At 71.9% G+C, this 13,183-nt stretch carries 15 protein-coding genes and 1 pseudogene; 15 read left to right on the top strand and 1 reads right to left on the bottom strand.

Annotation, left to right across the window (positions count from 1 at the left end; all coding sequences use genetic code 11):
- Positions 1–309: 309 nt before the first annotated feature.
- Positions 310–1,164: an SAM-dependent methyltransferase gene (locus tag AB0C59_RS21960; RefSeq protein WP_363007034.1), complete on the bottom strand. Its 855-nt coding sequence runs from the start codon at positions 1,162–1,164 to the stop codon at positions 310–312.
- A gap of 609 nt (positions 1,165–1,773) precedes the next feature.
- Between AB0C59_RS21960 and AB0C59_RS21955 the strand changes: the two genes are divergently transcribed.
- From AB0C59_RS21955 to dprA, 15 genes and pseudogenes are all read left to right on the top strand, one after another.
- The gene (locus AB0C59_RS21955) at positions 1,774–2,370 is read left to right on the top strand and encodes a hypothetical protein (RefSeq protein ID WP_363007032.1); all 597 of its coding nucleotides are present in this window, start codon (positions 1,774–1,776) and stop codon (positions 2,368–2,370) included.
- A 314-nt stretch (positions 2,371–2,684) separates the two neighbouring features.
- Positions 2,685–3,107: a 30S ribosomal protein S16 gene (gene rpsP, locus AB0C59_RS21950; RefSeq protein ID WP_363007030.1), complete on the top strand. Its 423-nt coding sequence runs from the start codon at positions 2,685–2,687 to the stop codon at positions 3,105–3,107.
- Between the two features lie 2 nt (positions 3,108–3,109).
- Entirely contained in the window at positions 3,110–3,349 is a 240-nt protein-coding gene (locus AB0C59_RS21945) for an RNA-binding protein (RefSeq protein WP_033321114.1), read from the top strand.
- Between the two features lie 117 nt (positions 3,350–3,466).
- Complete coding sequence (gene rimM / locus AB0C59_RS21940; RefSeq protein ID WP_363007027.1) at positions 3,467–4,045, top strand: ribosome maturation factor RimM; 579 nt, start codon at positions 3,467–3,469, stop codon at positions 4,043–4,045.
- Positions 4,045–4,878 carry a tRNA (guanosine(37)-N1)-methyltransferase TrmD gene (gene trmD / locus AB0C59_RS21935; protein WP_363007025.1) on the top strand — a complete coding sequence of 278 codons (834 nt, stop codon included), beginning with the start codon at positions 4,045–4,047 and terminating at the stop codon, positions 4,876–4,878. Before rimM ends, trmD begins: the two co-directional genes overlap by 1 nt.
- 133 nt (positions 4,879–5,011) lie before the next feature.
- The gene (gene rplS / locus AB0C59_RS21930; RefSeq protein ID WP_363007023.1) at positions 5,012–5,362 is read left to right on the top strand and encodes a 50S ribosomal protein L19; all 351 of its coding nucleotides are present in this window, start codon (positions 5,012–5,014) and stop codon (positions 5,360–5,362) included.
- A 45-nt stretch (positions 5,363–5,407) separates the two neighbouring features.
- Positions 5,408–6,124: a signal peptidase I gene (gene lepB, locus AB0C59_RS21925; RefSeq protein WP_363007021.1), complete on the top strand. Its 717-nt coding sequence runs from the start codon at positions 5,408–5,410 to the stop codon at positions 6,122–6,124.
- Positions 6,117–7,178 (top strand): annotated as a pseudogene (gene lepB, locus AB0C59_RS21920) (signal peptidase I); the annotation flags it as partial. The gene lepB (AB0C59_RS21925) and the pseudogene lepB (AB0C59_RS21920), both read left to right, overlap by 8 nt.
- Positions 7,090–8,040, top strand: a complete 951-nt coding sequence (gene lepB, locus AB0C59_RS21915; RefSeq protein WP_363007020.1) for a signal peptidase I — start codon at positions 7,090–7,092, stop codon at positions 8,038–8,040. The pseudogene lepB (AB0C59_RS21920) and the gene lepB (AB0C59_RS21915), both read left to right, overlap by 89 nt.
- 78 nt (positions 8,041–8,118) lie before the next feature.
- A complete protein-coding gene (lepB, locus tag AB0C59_RS21910; RefSeq protein ID WP_363007019.1) occupies positions 8,119–8,865 on the top strand; it encodes a signal peptidase I in 747 nt (248 codons plus the stop codon).
- Positions 8,855–9,367, top strand: a complete 513-nt coding sequence (locus AB0C59_RS21905; RefSeq protein WP_363007017.1) for an NUDIX hydrolase — start codon at positions 8,855–8,857, stop codon at positions 9,365–9,367. Before lepB (AB0C59_RS21910) ends, AB0C59_RS21905 begins: the two co-directional genes overlap by 11 nt.
- Before the next feature lie 56 nt (positions 9,368–9,423).
- The gene (locus AB0C59_RS21900; RefSeq protein WP_003993268.1) at positions 9,424–9,732 is read left to right on the top strand and encodes a DUF2469 domain-containing protein; all 309 of its coding nucleotides are present in this window, start codon (positions 9,424–9,426) and stop codon (positions 9,730–9,732) included.
- A gap of 58 nt (positions 9,733–9,790) precedes the next feature.
- The gene (locus AB0C59_RS21895) at positions 9,791–10,183 is read left to right on the top strand and encodes a YraN family protein (protein ID WP_363007015.1); all 393 of its coding nucleotides are present in this window, start codon (positions 9,791–9,793) and stop codon (positions 10,181–10,183) included.
- Entirely contained in the window at positions 10,183–11,805 is a 1,623-nt protein-coding gene (locus AB0C59_RS21890; protein WP_363007013.1) for an ATP-binding protein, read from the top strand. Before AB0C59_RS21895 ends, AB0C59_RS21890 begins: the two co-directional genes overlap by 1 nt.
- Entirely contained in the window at positions 11,802–12,965 is a 1,164-nt protein-coding gene (dprA, locus tag AB0C59_RS21885) for a DNA-processing protein DprA (RefSeq protein WP_363007011.1), read from the top strand. Before AB0C59_RS21890 ends, dprA begins: the two co-directional genes overlap by 4 nt.
- Positions 12,966–13,183: the final 218 nt, after the last annotated feature.

Genomic DNA, 13,183 nt, shown 5'->3' with positions numbered 1-13,183 from the left:
CGCCGCCCGGCGTATCGAGGGGCGCGGGGAACTGCGCGAATCCCACGACGCACGGGCACCCGTCATCGCACCGGCCCGGGCACGATCTGAAGGGGCGCGGGGAACTGCGCGATCCCCACGACGCACCCGCACGTTCCAGCGCCGCCCGGCGTATCGAGGGGCGCGGGGAACTGCGCGAATCCCACGACGCACGGGCACCCGTCATCGCACCGGCCCGGGCACGATCTGAAGGGGCGCCGGGAACTGCGCAAACCCCACGACGCACCCGCACCAGCCGACGCGCCGCCCCCCGAAGCCCGCCGCAGGCGACTACGGTACGCGCGCCACCACATACCGGAACACGTTCCCCATCCACACCGTCCCGTCGCCCCGACGATAGGGATGCAGAGCCTCCTCCAGCTCCTTCCCCACCCGCTCCCCGTCCGTCGTGTCGATCGCCGCGTCGAAGGCCCCGGTCGACAGCAACCCCCGCACCGCGCTCCCCGTGTCGGCGTACCCGAACGGGCAGGACACCCGCCCCGACCCGTCCGGCCGCAGCCCGCACCGCCGCGCCGTGTCCTCCAGGTCGTCCCGCCGGGCCGGCCGCCAGCCCCCCGCCTCGTCCGCGGAATCGGCCAGTTTCGTGGCGACGCGCAGGACGGAGGAGGTGCTGCACCGCTCCGGTGGCCCCCACCCGGTGAGCACCACGGTGGCCCCGGGCTCGGCGAGAGACGTCGCCTGGGCGAGCCGCTCCGCGAGCGGGCCCCCGGTGCCGTCGCCCGCCGGGTGCCCGGCGGGCTCGAAGGCGGTCAGCAGGGTGTACCCGGGCGCGCCGGCGGCGGGCGCCGCGTCCCGCGGGGAGCCGTCGAGGATCCGGGTGTGCTCCCCGCGCGCCCCCACCCGCAACCGCTCCCGGGCGAGCGCCAGTCGTTCGCGCGCACCCCGGTCGACACCGGTGACCGACGCGCCCCGGGCGGCGGCCAGCAGCAGGGCCAGCCCGGTACCGCAGCCGAGCCCGAGCAGTCGGGTTCCGGGCCCCACCTCCAGCCGCTCGTAGACGGCCTCGTAGAGCGGTACGAGCATCCGTTCCTGAATCTCGGCCCAGTCACGCGCACGCGCGCGCCGGTCCACGCGCGAAGCCGCCCCCGCACGGGGACGGTGCTGCCGCGCGAGCGTTGGTGTCATGGAAAACGCCCCAATCGACGAGAGTGCAGTGGTGCCCGATCCCGTACCCCCGTGCCGTGCGCTGGTGCTCCCCCCTGGGTTCCCGTATGTCAGGTAACTCCGCACGCGTGATGGCGTCCAGGGGGTGTGGCGCACTCCTTGTGAGCTGTTCGTGCGCCCGTGCCCCCCGATGGCCGCTCCGTCACGCCCCCGTGAACCGTGTGATCGCAAGGATCCGGCCAAGGTCCGCACACCCGGGGGACGGGATCGGGCTGGTGGCGGCCGTGGCGACCGTAGGGTGTCCGGCCATCGGTGGACGGGCGGCGTCCGGCGCGGACGGCACCCCGAGTAACGTCACGGCCGCCGCCGGCGCTGAGAGAGATACGAGGAGCGCGGCTGAAACACCTCTTGCGCATCCGGGGACCGCTGGAGTCACGGCGTGCGTACGTCGGTTACGTGTCGAGGCGTATGTATGACTACGCACCGTCCTGTCGTGACCTGCGAGGCTTCTCCATGGATCGGCGCACACGCCCTCCTCAGGGCGCATCAGGGACAACTGACGGGTAAGTGCAAAATATTTGGGATGCCCCGGAATAGGAACAACGGAGCCCTCAGGCTCGTTGTCATTACGTGAGCACGACACCACCTGTACTCGCCGCAGAGCTGGCGCAGGCGTGGGCCGACATTCAGAGGTACCACCCCGAGCTGCCCGATCTTGCCGCGCCCGAATCCCTGATCGGAGAGTCGTCGTCCGCCTGCGGACACGAACTCTCCTTCGAGCGACTGCTTCATGAAGCAGTCCACGGCATCGCGGCCGCCCGCGGGGTACGCGACACCTCCCGCGCCGGCCGCTATCACAACCGCAGATTCCTCGCGATCGCCGAGGAGTTGGGCCTGGACCACCCCGAGGAGCCGCACCCCAGCAGCGGCTTCTCCCTGGTCACGCTCAACCCCGAGGCGAGGCGCCGCTACCGGCCCACCATGGAGCGCCTCCACCGCGCGCTGAAGGCGCACACGGTGGCCACGGCCTCGGACACGACCCGGTCGTTCCGGGGTCCGGCGGCGCGGCACGGCTCCTCGGGGGGCGGCGTCCGCGTCAAGGCCGTCTGCGACTGCGGGCGCAACGTCCGCGTCGTCCCCTCGGTCCTGGCCCAGGCCCCGATCATGTGCGGCGGCTGCGGCAAGCCGTTCCGCATCCCGGAGCCGGTGGGGGCGGCGGCTGGCTGAGCGACGGCTGCTCGTGGCAGCCGTACTCGGTCCGTCCCGTCTCCCTCCGTCCCATCACGGCACCTGACGGTGCGCCGGGGGCGTCGTCCACGCCCGGGGGCCCGGCGCCGGGTGTCCCTTTGTCGTGCCCGCACCCATCTCGGCCGCCCGTCCGAAGCCCGTCCCGGGGTGTGGCACAATGTCTAGCTGTACTCGACAGTCGCATAGGACCCCTCTCTCCTCCGGCTGACGCGTCCATCGGGCAACTCGGGTACCGCAACCCCACGCGGCCGTCCCGCCGTGCCTCACACGTCAATCCAGGAGAACCCACTCCCGTGGCAGTCAAGATCAAGCTGAAGCGTCTGGGCAAGATCCGTTCGCCTCACTACCGCATCGTCGTCGCCGACTCCCGCACCCGCCGTGACGGCCGTGCGATCGAGGAGATCGGCAAGTACCACCCGACGTACAACCCGTCCGTCATGGAGGTCGACGCCGACCGCGTGGCGTACTGGCTCTCCGTCGGCGCCCAGCCGACCGAGCCCGTCCTCGCCATCCTGAAGAAGACCGGCGACTGGCAGAAGTTCAAGGGCGAGCCCGCCCCGGCGCCGCTGCTGGTGGCCGAGGTCAAGAGCACCCGTCCGTCCTTCGAGGCTCTCGGCGGCGACGACGCGGGCAAGGGTGAGGCCATCACCCAGAAGAAGAAGGCTGAGAAGAAGGACGAGGCTGCCGCCGAGTCCTCCGAGTCGACCGAGGCCTGAGCATGCTCGAGGAGGCTCTCGAGCACCTCGTGAAGGGCATCGTCGACAACCCTGACGATGTGCAGGTTGCCTCGCGCGACCTGCGTCGCGGGCGTGTACTGGAGGTCCGGGTCCACCCCGACGACCTCGGCAAGGTGATCGGCCGCAACGGCCGCACCGCACGCGCCCTGCGCACCGTCGTGGGTGCCATCGGCGGACGCGGCGTCCGGGTCGACCTCGTCGACGTGGACCAAGTCCGCTGAAGTGAGGCTAGCGCAGCACCGGCTCGGGCCGGGGAGGGCCACTGGGCCCTCCCCGGCCCGCAGTCGTATGTCCGAGCCGCGGGACGCGCGGTCCGGTGAGATGGGAGATCAAGCACAGTGCAGCTGGTAGTCGCACGGATCGGCCGCGCCCATGGCATCAAGGGCGAGGTCACCGTCGAGGTACGTACCGACGAGCCGGAACTCAGGCTCGCCCCGGGTGCGGTCCTGCTCACCGAACCGGCCTCGACCGGCCCGCTGACCATCGCGACCGGACGGGTCCACAGCGGCCGGCTCCTGCTGCGGTTCGAGGGTGTCGCCGACCGCACCGGCGCCGAGGCGCTGCGCAACACCCTGCTGATCGCCGACGTCGACCCGGACGAGACGCCGGAGGACGAGGACGAGTACTACGACCACCAGCTCATCGACCTGGACGTGGTGACCGTGGACGGCACGGAGGTCGGCCGGATCACCGAGATCTCCCACCTGCTCTCCCAGGACCTCTTCGTGGTCGAGCGGCCCGACGGCGACGAGGTCCTCGTCCCGTTCGTGTCCCAGATCGTCGTCGAGATCGACCTCGAGGAGCAGCGCGCGGTCATCGACCCGCCGCCCGGTCTGATCGACGACCGCGCCGAGGTCGCCTCCAGCAGGGACTCCGAGGAACACCGCGAAGCCGGTGGCGACGGGGGAGAGGCGTGATGCGGCTCGACGTCGTCACGATCTTCCCCGAGTACCTCGAACCGCTGAACGTCTCCCTCGTCGGCAAGGCCCGCGCACGCGGACAGCTCGACGTCCAGGTGCACGATCTGCGGGCCTGGACGCACGACCGCCACAACACCGTCGACGACACCCCGTACGGGGGCGGTCCCGGCATGGTCATGAAGACCGACCCCTGGGGCGAGGCGCTGGACGACGTCCTGGCCGACGGCTACGAGAAGGGCTCCGGCGAGCCCGCCCTGATCGTCCCCACCCCCAGCGGCCGTCCCTTCACCCAGGAACTCGCCGTCGAGCTCTCCGCCCGCCCCTGGCTGATCTTCACGCCCGCCCGCTACGAGGGCATCGACCGCCGGGTCGTCGACGAGTACGCGACGCGGACACCGGTCTACGAGGTGTCCATCGGCGACTACGTCCTGGCCGGCGGCGAGGCGGCCGTCCTCGTCATCACCGAGGCGGTGGCCCGGCTGCTTCCCGGAGTCCTCGGCAACGCCGAGTCCCACCGGGACGACTCCTTCGCGCCCGGCGCGATGGCGAACCTCCTCGAAGGGCCCGTCTACACCAAGCCGCCCGCCTGGCGCGGCCGCGACATCCCCGAGGTCCTGCTCAGCGGCCACCACGGGAAGATCGCCCGCTGGCGCCGCGACGAGGCGTTGCGGCGCACGACGGCCAACCGGCCCGACCTCATCGAGCGGTGCGAGCCGGCGGCCTTCGACAAGAAGGACCGCGAAATGCTCTCCATCCTCGGCTGGGCACCCGATCCCGAGGGGGCCTCGCACGGCCGATTTTGGCGCAGGCACGAGGGCATGGAAGAATAGGCCGCTGCTGTCCGCCGTCCGGCGTGCGCCCCTGCCACAGGGGGACACGACGCCCGCCCCGACGAGGCCGGCTCCTCATCGAAAACCTACCTTCCGCCGATGACCTGTGGCATGGGCGAGGAAAGCAGACGCAATGTCTCACCTGCTCGACTCCGTCGACTCCGCGTCGCTGCGCAGCGACGTCCCCTCCTTCCGCTCGGGCGACACGGTCAACGTGCACGTCCGCGTCATCGAGGGCAACCGCTCCCGTGTGCAGCAGTTCAAGGGTGTGGTGATCCGTCGCCAGGGTGCCGGCGTGCGCGAGACCTTCACGGTCCGCAAGGTCTCCTTCTCCGTCGGCGTCGAGCGCACCTTCCCGGTGCACACCCCGATCGTGGAGAAGATCGAGCTCGTCACCCGCGGTGACGTCCGTCGCGCCAAGCTGTACTACCTGCGCGAGCTGCGCGGCAAGGCGGCGAAGATCAAGGAGAAGCGCGACAACTGAGCGCTTCACGGGGTCCACAGCGGAGCCGGATAGCATCTGGCTCCGATGGACACCGAAGCACAGCACCAGGAGCGCGACCGCTCCTCCGGCCCGGCCCTCTCCGAGACGACCTCGGACGCGGCGGGTCAGGAGGGACGGTCGCGTTTCGCGTTGCCGCCCGGGGCGCTCGACCGGCTGCCCGGCGGGCGCGTCACCCTGACCGCGCTGGCCTGCCTGCTCTTCGCCCTCGCACTCAGTACCTTCGCCCTCCAGCCGTTCGACATTCCCAGCAGCTCGATGGAGCCGGGATTGAGGGTTGGGGACCGCGTTCTCGTAAATAAGTTGGCGTACCGTTTCGGATCGAAGCCACAGCGGGGAGACGTCGTCGTGTTCGACGGCACCGGATACTTCGGGAACGCCGACTACGTCAAACGGGTAGTAGGTGTAGGGGGGGACCACGTGGTCTGCTGTGACAAGGAGGGGAGACTCGAGGTGAACGGCCGGCCGGTCGACGAGTCGTCGTTCCTGTACCGGGGGAACCGTCCGTCCGACGTTCCCTTCGACGCGGTCGTGCCCCCGGGCACGCTCTTCCTGCTCGGCGACCATCGCGCCGACTCCAGCGACTCCCGCGACCACCTCGGTTCGCCCGGCGGCGGCATGGTGCCGGTCGGCGCGGTGATCGGCAGGGCCGACTGGGTGCTCTGGCCCTTCGGGCGCCTCGGTCACGTCCCGCGGACCGGCGCCTACGCGCGCGTGCCCGCCGCCGGCGGTGCCCATGGGTAGCCGCGGAAAGCCGCGCAGCGCGACCACGGACACCGTCGCACAGAACCTCCTGCCCACCGGCGCACGACGCGCCGGGGGCAGCGCTCCCACGGGCCGCAGCCGTGCCGAGCGCCGCAAGCTCCAGCGCAAGGTCAAACGCAAGCGGAGGCGCTCCGCCGTCCGGGAGATACCCCTCCTGGTCGGTGTGGCCGTCCTCATAGCCCTGGTCCTGAAGACGTTCCTGGTGCAGGCCTTCGTGATCCCGTCCGGCTCGATGGAGAACACGATCCAGATCGGCGACCGCGTCCTGGTCGACAAGCTGACCCCGTGGTTCGGGTCCAAGCCGCAGCGCGGCGACGTCGTCGTGTTCCGGGACCCCGGCGACTGGCTGGCCGGGGAGAAGACGACGAAACAGAACGACCCCGTCGTGGTCAAGCAGGTCAAGGAAGGGCTCACCTGGATCGGCCTGCTGCCCTCGGACAACGACAGGGACCTGATCAAGCGCGTCGTCGCGGTGGGCGGGGACACCGTCAAGTGCTGCGACACGCAGGGGCGCGTCACCGTCAACGGCACCCCCCTGAACGAGCCCTACATTCACCCTGGGAACACACCTTCGGATCTCACCTTCTCGGTGACCGTGCCGCCGGGGCGGCTGTGGGTCATGGGCGACCACCGGGCCAACTCGGCGGACTCGCGCTACCACCGGACCGAGGCGTTCAGCGGTACCGTCTCCGAGGATTCCGTCGTCGGCCGGGCCATGGTCATCGGCTGGCCCATCGGGCACTGGGCTCGACTGAAAGAGCCGGACACTTACGCGTCGGTGCGGAGCGGGTCGACGACCGCACTCGGTCCGTCGCATAGGGTGGCCTCCGCGGATCGATACGGATTGATCCCTCTCCCGAGCCCTGCGGAACTCCCGCTCGTTATGGGAGTGGTGGGCCTGCGTCGACTGGGACGCCGGCGGCGATACGGAGTGAGGAGTGGACGTGGGGGATTTGGCGGTCGGCGCACGATCCGGACACGAAGGTCCCGAAGAGCCGGAGCGGTCCGACGACTCGGCCTCCCCGGCCCCGGAGGACCGCGCGGGTTCCGGGAGCGGCTCCTCGGGCGGCGGCGCCCCGGGCCACGGCGGACAGACCCCGAGCCCGAACCGGCAGCGCTCGTTCTGGAAGGAGCTTCCCCTCCTGATCGGCATCGCCCTGGTGCTGGCGCTGCTGATCAAGACGTTCCTGGTGCAGGCGTTCTCGATTCCCTCGGACTCGATGCAGAACACCCTCCAGCAGGGTGACCGGGTCCTGGTCGACAAACTCACGCCCTGGTTCGGTTCCGAGCCCTCGCGCGGCGAGGTCGTGGTCTTCCACGACCCGGACAACTGGCTCGCCGGGGAGCCGGTCAGCAGCCCGAACGCCCTGCAGACCGCCCTCAGCTGGATCGGCCTGATGCCGTCCGCGGAGGAGAAGGACCTGATCAAGCGGGTCATCGGCGTCGCGGGCGACACCATCGAGTGCCGCGGCACCGGCCCGCTGACGGTCAACGGCAAGACGCTGAACGAGCCGTACGTGTACGCCGGCAACACGCCGTGCAGCGTGGACGACCAGGGCGGCCAGTTCAAGGTGGTGGTCCCGCCGGGCAAGATCTGGGTCATGGGCGACCACCGGCAGAACTCGCTCGACTCGCGCTACCACCAGCAGGACAAGTACCAGGGCTTCGTGCCGGTGGGCAACGTCGTGGGCCGTGCCATCGTCATCGCCTGGCCCCCCACCCGCTGGAACACGCTGCCCATCCCGGACACCTTCGACCAGGGCCTGAGCGTCACCGCTCCCACGGCACTCGGCCTGACGGGTGCGGCTCCCCTGGTCCTGTGGCGCAGGCGGCGGATCATGGCGCGCCCGGCCGAGACCGGTCCGAGGGTTTCTGGCGGCGGTACCGCCGGGTAGGGTGCGATCCCAGATCGCTGATCTTCCGGGGCCCGGTGCGGGCTCCGGGATCGAATCTCCGACCTGGGGAGCACCGGGATGAGCACGACTGGGCGTACGGATGAGGGCCGCGGGCGGCTCGGCGGAATACTGTCGGGACTGGCCGTGGCCCTCGGCTGTGTCCTCTTCCTCGGTGGCTTCGCCTGGGGTGCCGTGGCGTACAAGCCCTACACGGTGCCGACCGAGTCGATGTCGCCGACCATCGCCGCGGGGGACCGGGTCCTGGCCGAGCGCATCGACGGCGCCGACATCCAGCGCGGTGACGTGGTCGTCTTCCGGCAGAAGAGCTGGGGCGACATGCCTCTGGTCAAGCGGGTCGTGGCGGTCGGCGGGGACACCGTCGCCTGCTGCACCGAGGGCAAGCTGACCGTCGACCACAAGGAGATCCAGGAGCCGTACCTCCCCAAGGGCGGCCCCGCCGAGTGGAAGCAGATCCCCACGATCACGGTGCCCAAGGGCCGGCTGTTCCTGCTGGGCGACGCCCGCCAGGGCTCCCTGGACTCCACGGCACACCTGACGGAGGCGTTCAGCGGCACGGTGCCGCGCAGCGCCGTGGACGCCCGGGTGGACGCCGTGGCCTGGCCGATGAACGGCATGCTGAAGCGCCCGACCGGCTTCGAGGCGCTCGGGCCGATCTCGTCGCCCGGACCGCTGTGGCTGATCGTCGGCTCGATCGTGGCGGGCGCGGTGCTCGTGATGGGCGGCGCCGCCTACGGTCCGGTGGCCGGGCTCGCGAGGCGCCGCAGGCGGCGGAGCAGCCCGGCGGAGCTCGCCGGTGCCCGCTGAACCGACCCTCGCCGACTCCTCGGCGCCGCGCCGGGTGGCCCGGGTGGTGCTGCTCGACGCCGAGAACCGGATCCTGCTGCTGCACGGGCACGAGCCGGACGATCCGACCGACGACTGGTGGTTCACCCCCGGCGGCGGTGTGGAGGGCGAGGAGAGCCGCGAGCAGGCCGCGCTGCGCGAGCTGGCCGAGGAAACCGGCGTCACCGAGGTCGACCTCGGTCCGGTGCTGTGGCGGCGCAGGTGCTCGTTCCCGTTCGCCGGGCGCCGCTGGGACCAGGACGAGTGGTACTTCCTGGCCCGTACGGCCCAGACGGCCACCACCCCCGGAGGCCTGACCGAGCTGGAACGGCGCAGTGTCGCCGGAGCGCGATGGTGGACGTGCGGGGAACTGGCCCGGACGCATGAGACGGTGTACCCGAAACGACTCGCCGAGCTGCTGCGCAGGGTGCTCGACGAAGGCCCGCCCGCCCGGCCCGAGGTCCTTGACACGGAAATTGTCTAGAGGCCCGCGGGACTGGCGCACAATGGGGGGATCGCACGGCTGAAGGGGAACATGCCATGAGCGCCGAGGACCTCGAGAAGTACGAGACCGAGATGGAGCTGAAGCTCTACCGGGAGTACCGCGATGTCGTCGGTCTGTTCAAATACGTGATCGAGACCGAGCGGCGCTTCTACCTCACCAACGACTACGAGATGCAGGTCCACTCGGTGCAGGGTGAGGTGTTCTTTGAGGTGTCCATGGCGGACGCCTGGGTGTGGGACATGTACCGGCCGGCCCGCTTCGTGAAGCAGGTGCGGGTGCTGACGTTCAAGGACGTCAACATCGAGGAGCTGAACAAGAGCGACCTGGAGCTCCCGAGCGGGTGACGGAGTTCTCCACAGCCGCCGAGTCATCCACCAAGATCCACTGCGTGGGGGCGGATGCGTGACGGTTGGCGCCGGAGGAGGTGCCGACATGAACGCACGAGGTGCACTCGGCAGGTACGGCGAGGACCTGGCCGCCCGGCGGCTGGCGGCCGCCGGGATGACGGTCCTGGAGCGCAACTGGCGCTGCGGCAGGAGCGGCGAGATCGACATCGTCGCCCGGGACGGTGACGTGCTGGTCGTCTGCGAGGTCAAGACCCGCAGCGGCCGGGGCTTCCAGGACCCGATGGCGGCCGTGACGCGCACGAAGGCCGAGCGGCTGCGGCGGCTGGCCGAACACTGGACGCAGGCCCACGGCGGAGCCCCACCGGGAGGCGTCCGCATCGACGTGATCGGTGTCGTCCTGCCCGCGCGCGGGGCCCCGGTCGTCGAGCACGCGCGAGGGGTGGCGTGATGGGCTTCGCGCGCACCTGTTCGGTGGCCCTCGCCGGAGTCGAGGGTGTGGTGGTCGAGGTCCAGGCCGACCTCGAACCGGGCGTGGCGGCCTTCACCCTGGTGGGCCTGCCCGACAAGAGCCTGACGGAGAGCCGGGACCGGGTCCGTGCCGCCGTGGTGAACTCGGGGGGCGAGTGGCCGTCCAAGAAGCTCACGGTCGGGCTGAGCCCCGCGTCCGTGCCGAAGGCGGGGAGCGGGTTCGACCTCGCCGTCGCCTGCGCGGTGCTCGGTGCCGCCGAGCGGATCGATCCACGGGTGCTCGCCGACATCGTGATGATCGGCGAGCTGGGCCTGGACGGCCGCGTGCGGCCCGTCCGCGGCATCCTGCCGGCCGTCCTCGCCGCGGCGGACGCGGGATACGAGCAGGTGGTGGTGCCGGAGTGCGCCGCCGACGAGGCCTCGCTGGTGCCCGGCGTGTCCGTGCTCGGTGTCCGCAGCCTGCGCCGGCTGATCGCCCTGCTCACGGACGAGCCGGAGCCCGACGACGAACCTGACGCCCGGGACGGCCCGGATCCGCTGCTCGCCGGTCTGCGCCTCCCGGGCACCGGCGCCGCCACCGGAGCCCACGGCGCCGGAACCGCGCAGCACGACCAGGGCCTGGACCTGGCGGACGTCGTGGGTCAGACCTCGGCACGCACGGCCGTGGAGGTCGCCGCCGCCGGTGGGCACCACCTGTTCCTGGAGGGGGCCCCGGGCGCGGGCAAGACCATGCTGGCCGAGCGGCTGCCCGCGATCCTGCCGAGGCTCGGACGGCAGGAGTCGCTGGAGGTCACCGCGGTGCACTCGGTGGCCGGTCTGCTCCCGGTGGACAAGCCGCTGATCGACGCGGCGCCCTACTGCGCCCCGCACCACTCGGCCACCATGCAGGCGCTCGTCGGCGGCGGCCCCGGCATCCCCAGGCCGGGCGCGGTGTCGCTCTCCCACCGGGGCGTCCTCTTCCTGGACGAGACCCCCGAGTTCAGCAGCCGGGCGCTGGAGGCCCTGCGGCAGCCCCTGGAGTCCGGGCACGTCGTGATCGCGCGCAGCGCCGGTGTGGTGCGCTTCCCGGCGCGGTTCCTGATGGTCCTCGCGGCCAACCCCTGCCCCTGCGGGCGCTTCTCCCGGCTCGACACCCTGTGCGAGTGCCCGCCCTCGGCGATCCGCCGCTACCGGACGAGGCTGTCCGGCCCGCTCCTGGACCGGGTCGACCTGCGGGTCGAGGTGGAGGCGGTCACCCGTGCCGAGCTGGCCGGGCACCGTGGCGGCGAGTCCACCGCCGCGGTCGCGGGCCGGGTCCTGGCGGCCAGGGAGCGGGCGGCGGCGCGGCTGGCGGGCACGCCCTGGCGGACCAACAGCGAGGTGCCGGGACGGGAGCTGCGCGGCCACTGGCGCGCGGCGAGCGGGGCGCTGGAGGAGGCCGAGCGCTCCCTGGAGCGCGGCGTGCTCACGGCCCGGGGGCTGGACCGGGTGCTCCGGGTGGCGTGGACCGTCGCGGACCTGGTGGGGCACGACCGGCCCGACGCCACGGACGTCGCGCTCGCCCTGCATCTGCGCACCGGTGTGCCCCGGGGAGTGCCGATGGCGATCGGGGCGTTGGTATGACCGCGCCCGAAGCCGCAGCCCCGGACCCCGAGTGCCTCGAAAGGGTCTTCCTCTGCCGGGTCCTCGAACCCGGGGACGTGGTGGCGGGCCGCTGGCTGCGGGAGCACGGCGCCGAGGAGGTGGCTCGGCGGCTGCGCGCCGACCTGCGGCTGCCGGGCGTGACGGATCGGCGCTGGGCCGGGCTGCGGGCGCGGGCCGCCCGGGCCGAACCGGTGCGGGACTGGGAATCGGCCCGGGCGGCGGGCGTACGGTTCGTGTGGCCCAGAACCCCCGAGTGGCCCGCCCAGCTCGACGACCTCGGGGACGCCAGGCCGGTCGGACTGTGGGTGCGCGGCACGCCCAGCCTGCGCGTATGGGCCCTGCGCTCGGTCGCCGTGGTCGGCGCGCGCGCCTGCACCGAGTACGGCGCGCACATGGCGGCCACCCTCTCCGCCGGGCTCGCCGAGCGCGGCTGGGTCGTGGTGTCGGGCGGCGCCTACGGGGTCGACGGGGCCGCGCACCGGGGAGCGCTCGGCGCGGGCGGCGCGACCGTCGCCGTGCTCGCCTGTGGTGTCGACCGGCCGTATCCGCGCGGTCACACCGGCCTGATCACGAGGATCGCGGAGCAGGGGCTGGTGATCGGGGAGCTGCCGCCCGGCGAGCACCCCACACCCAGCCGGTTCCTGGTGCGCAACAGAGTCATCGCCGCGCTCACACGCGGCACGGTGATCGTCGAGGCCGCCCACCGCAGCGGCTCGCTCGTCACCGCGCGCGCCGCACAGCGGTTGGGACGCCACACGATGGGAGTACCCGGGCCGGCCACCAGCGGGCTCTCCGCCGGGGTCCACGAACTCCTGCGCGGCGAGGCGGTCCTGGTCGGCGACGCCGCGGAGGTCGTCGAACTGGTGGGCGATATGGGGGAGCTGGCGCCCGACCGGCGCGGGCCGGTGGTGCCCCGTGATCTGCTGGAACCGGCCGCCCGACGCGTTCTCGCCGCCCTGCCCGGGCAGGGCGCGGCGTCCGTGGACGACGTCGCGTGCGGGGCGCGGACGACCGAGGACGAGGCCGTCGCCAGGCTGTACGAACTCCGATCGCTTGGCTTCGTCGAACGACACGGCGATGGCTGGAAGTTGACACGCCAGGCGGTGACGGCCCCCCGACAAGATCACCGCCGGTGTTGACCGAGCGTGTTCGGCCGTCCGGGCGAACTCCGACAGCCTTGGCAAATCCCGCAGTTGACTCTTTCCGACGAATACGCACGGCGACGGCCGAGGTCCGGGCAGGCCCCCCGCCCCACCCGTTCGCGCACGGGTGATCCCTCGCCCTTCGCGCACTGCGACGCCACAGTCACGCTACGCTCACGAGGATCCCGGTACAGGCCGGTATCCCCACACCAGAC

This window comes from Streptomyces sp. NPDC048664, assembly GCF_040650555.1.
GTDB lineage: Bacteria > Actinomycetota > Actinomycetes > Streptomycetales > Streptomycetaceae > Streptomyces.
This window is presented reverse-complemented; position numbering and strand designations above follow the sequence as displayed.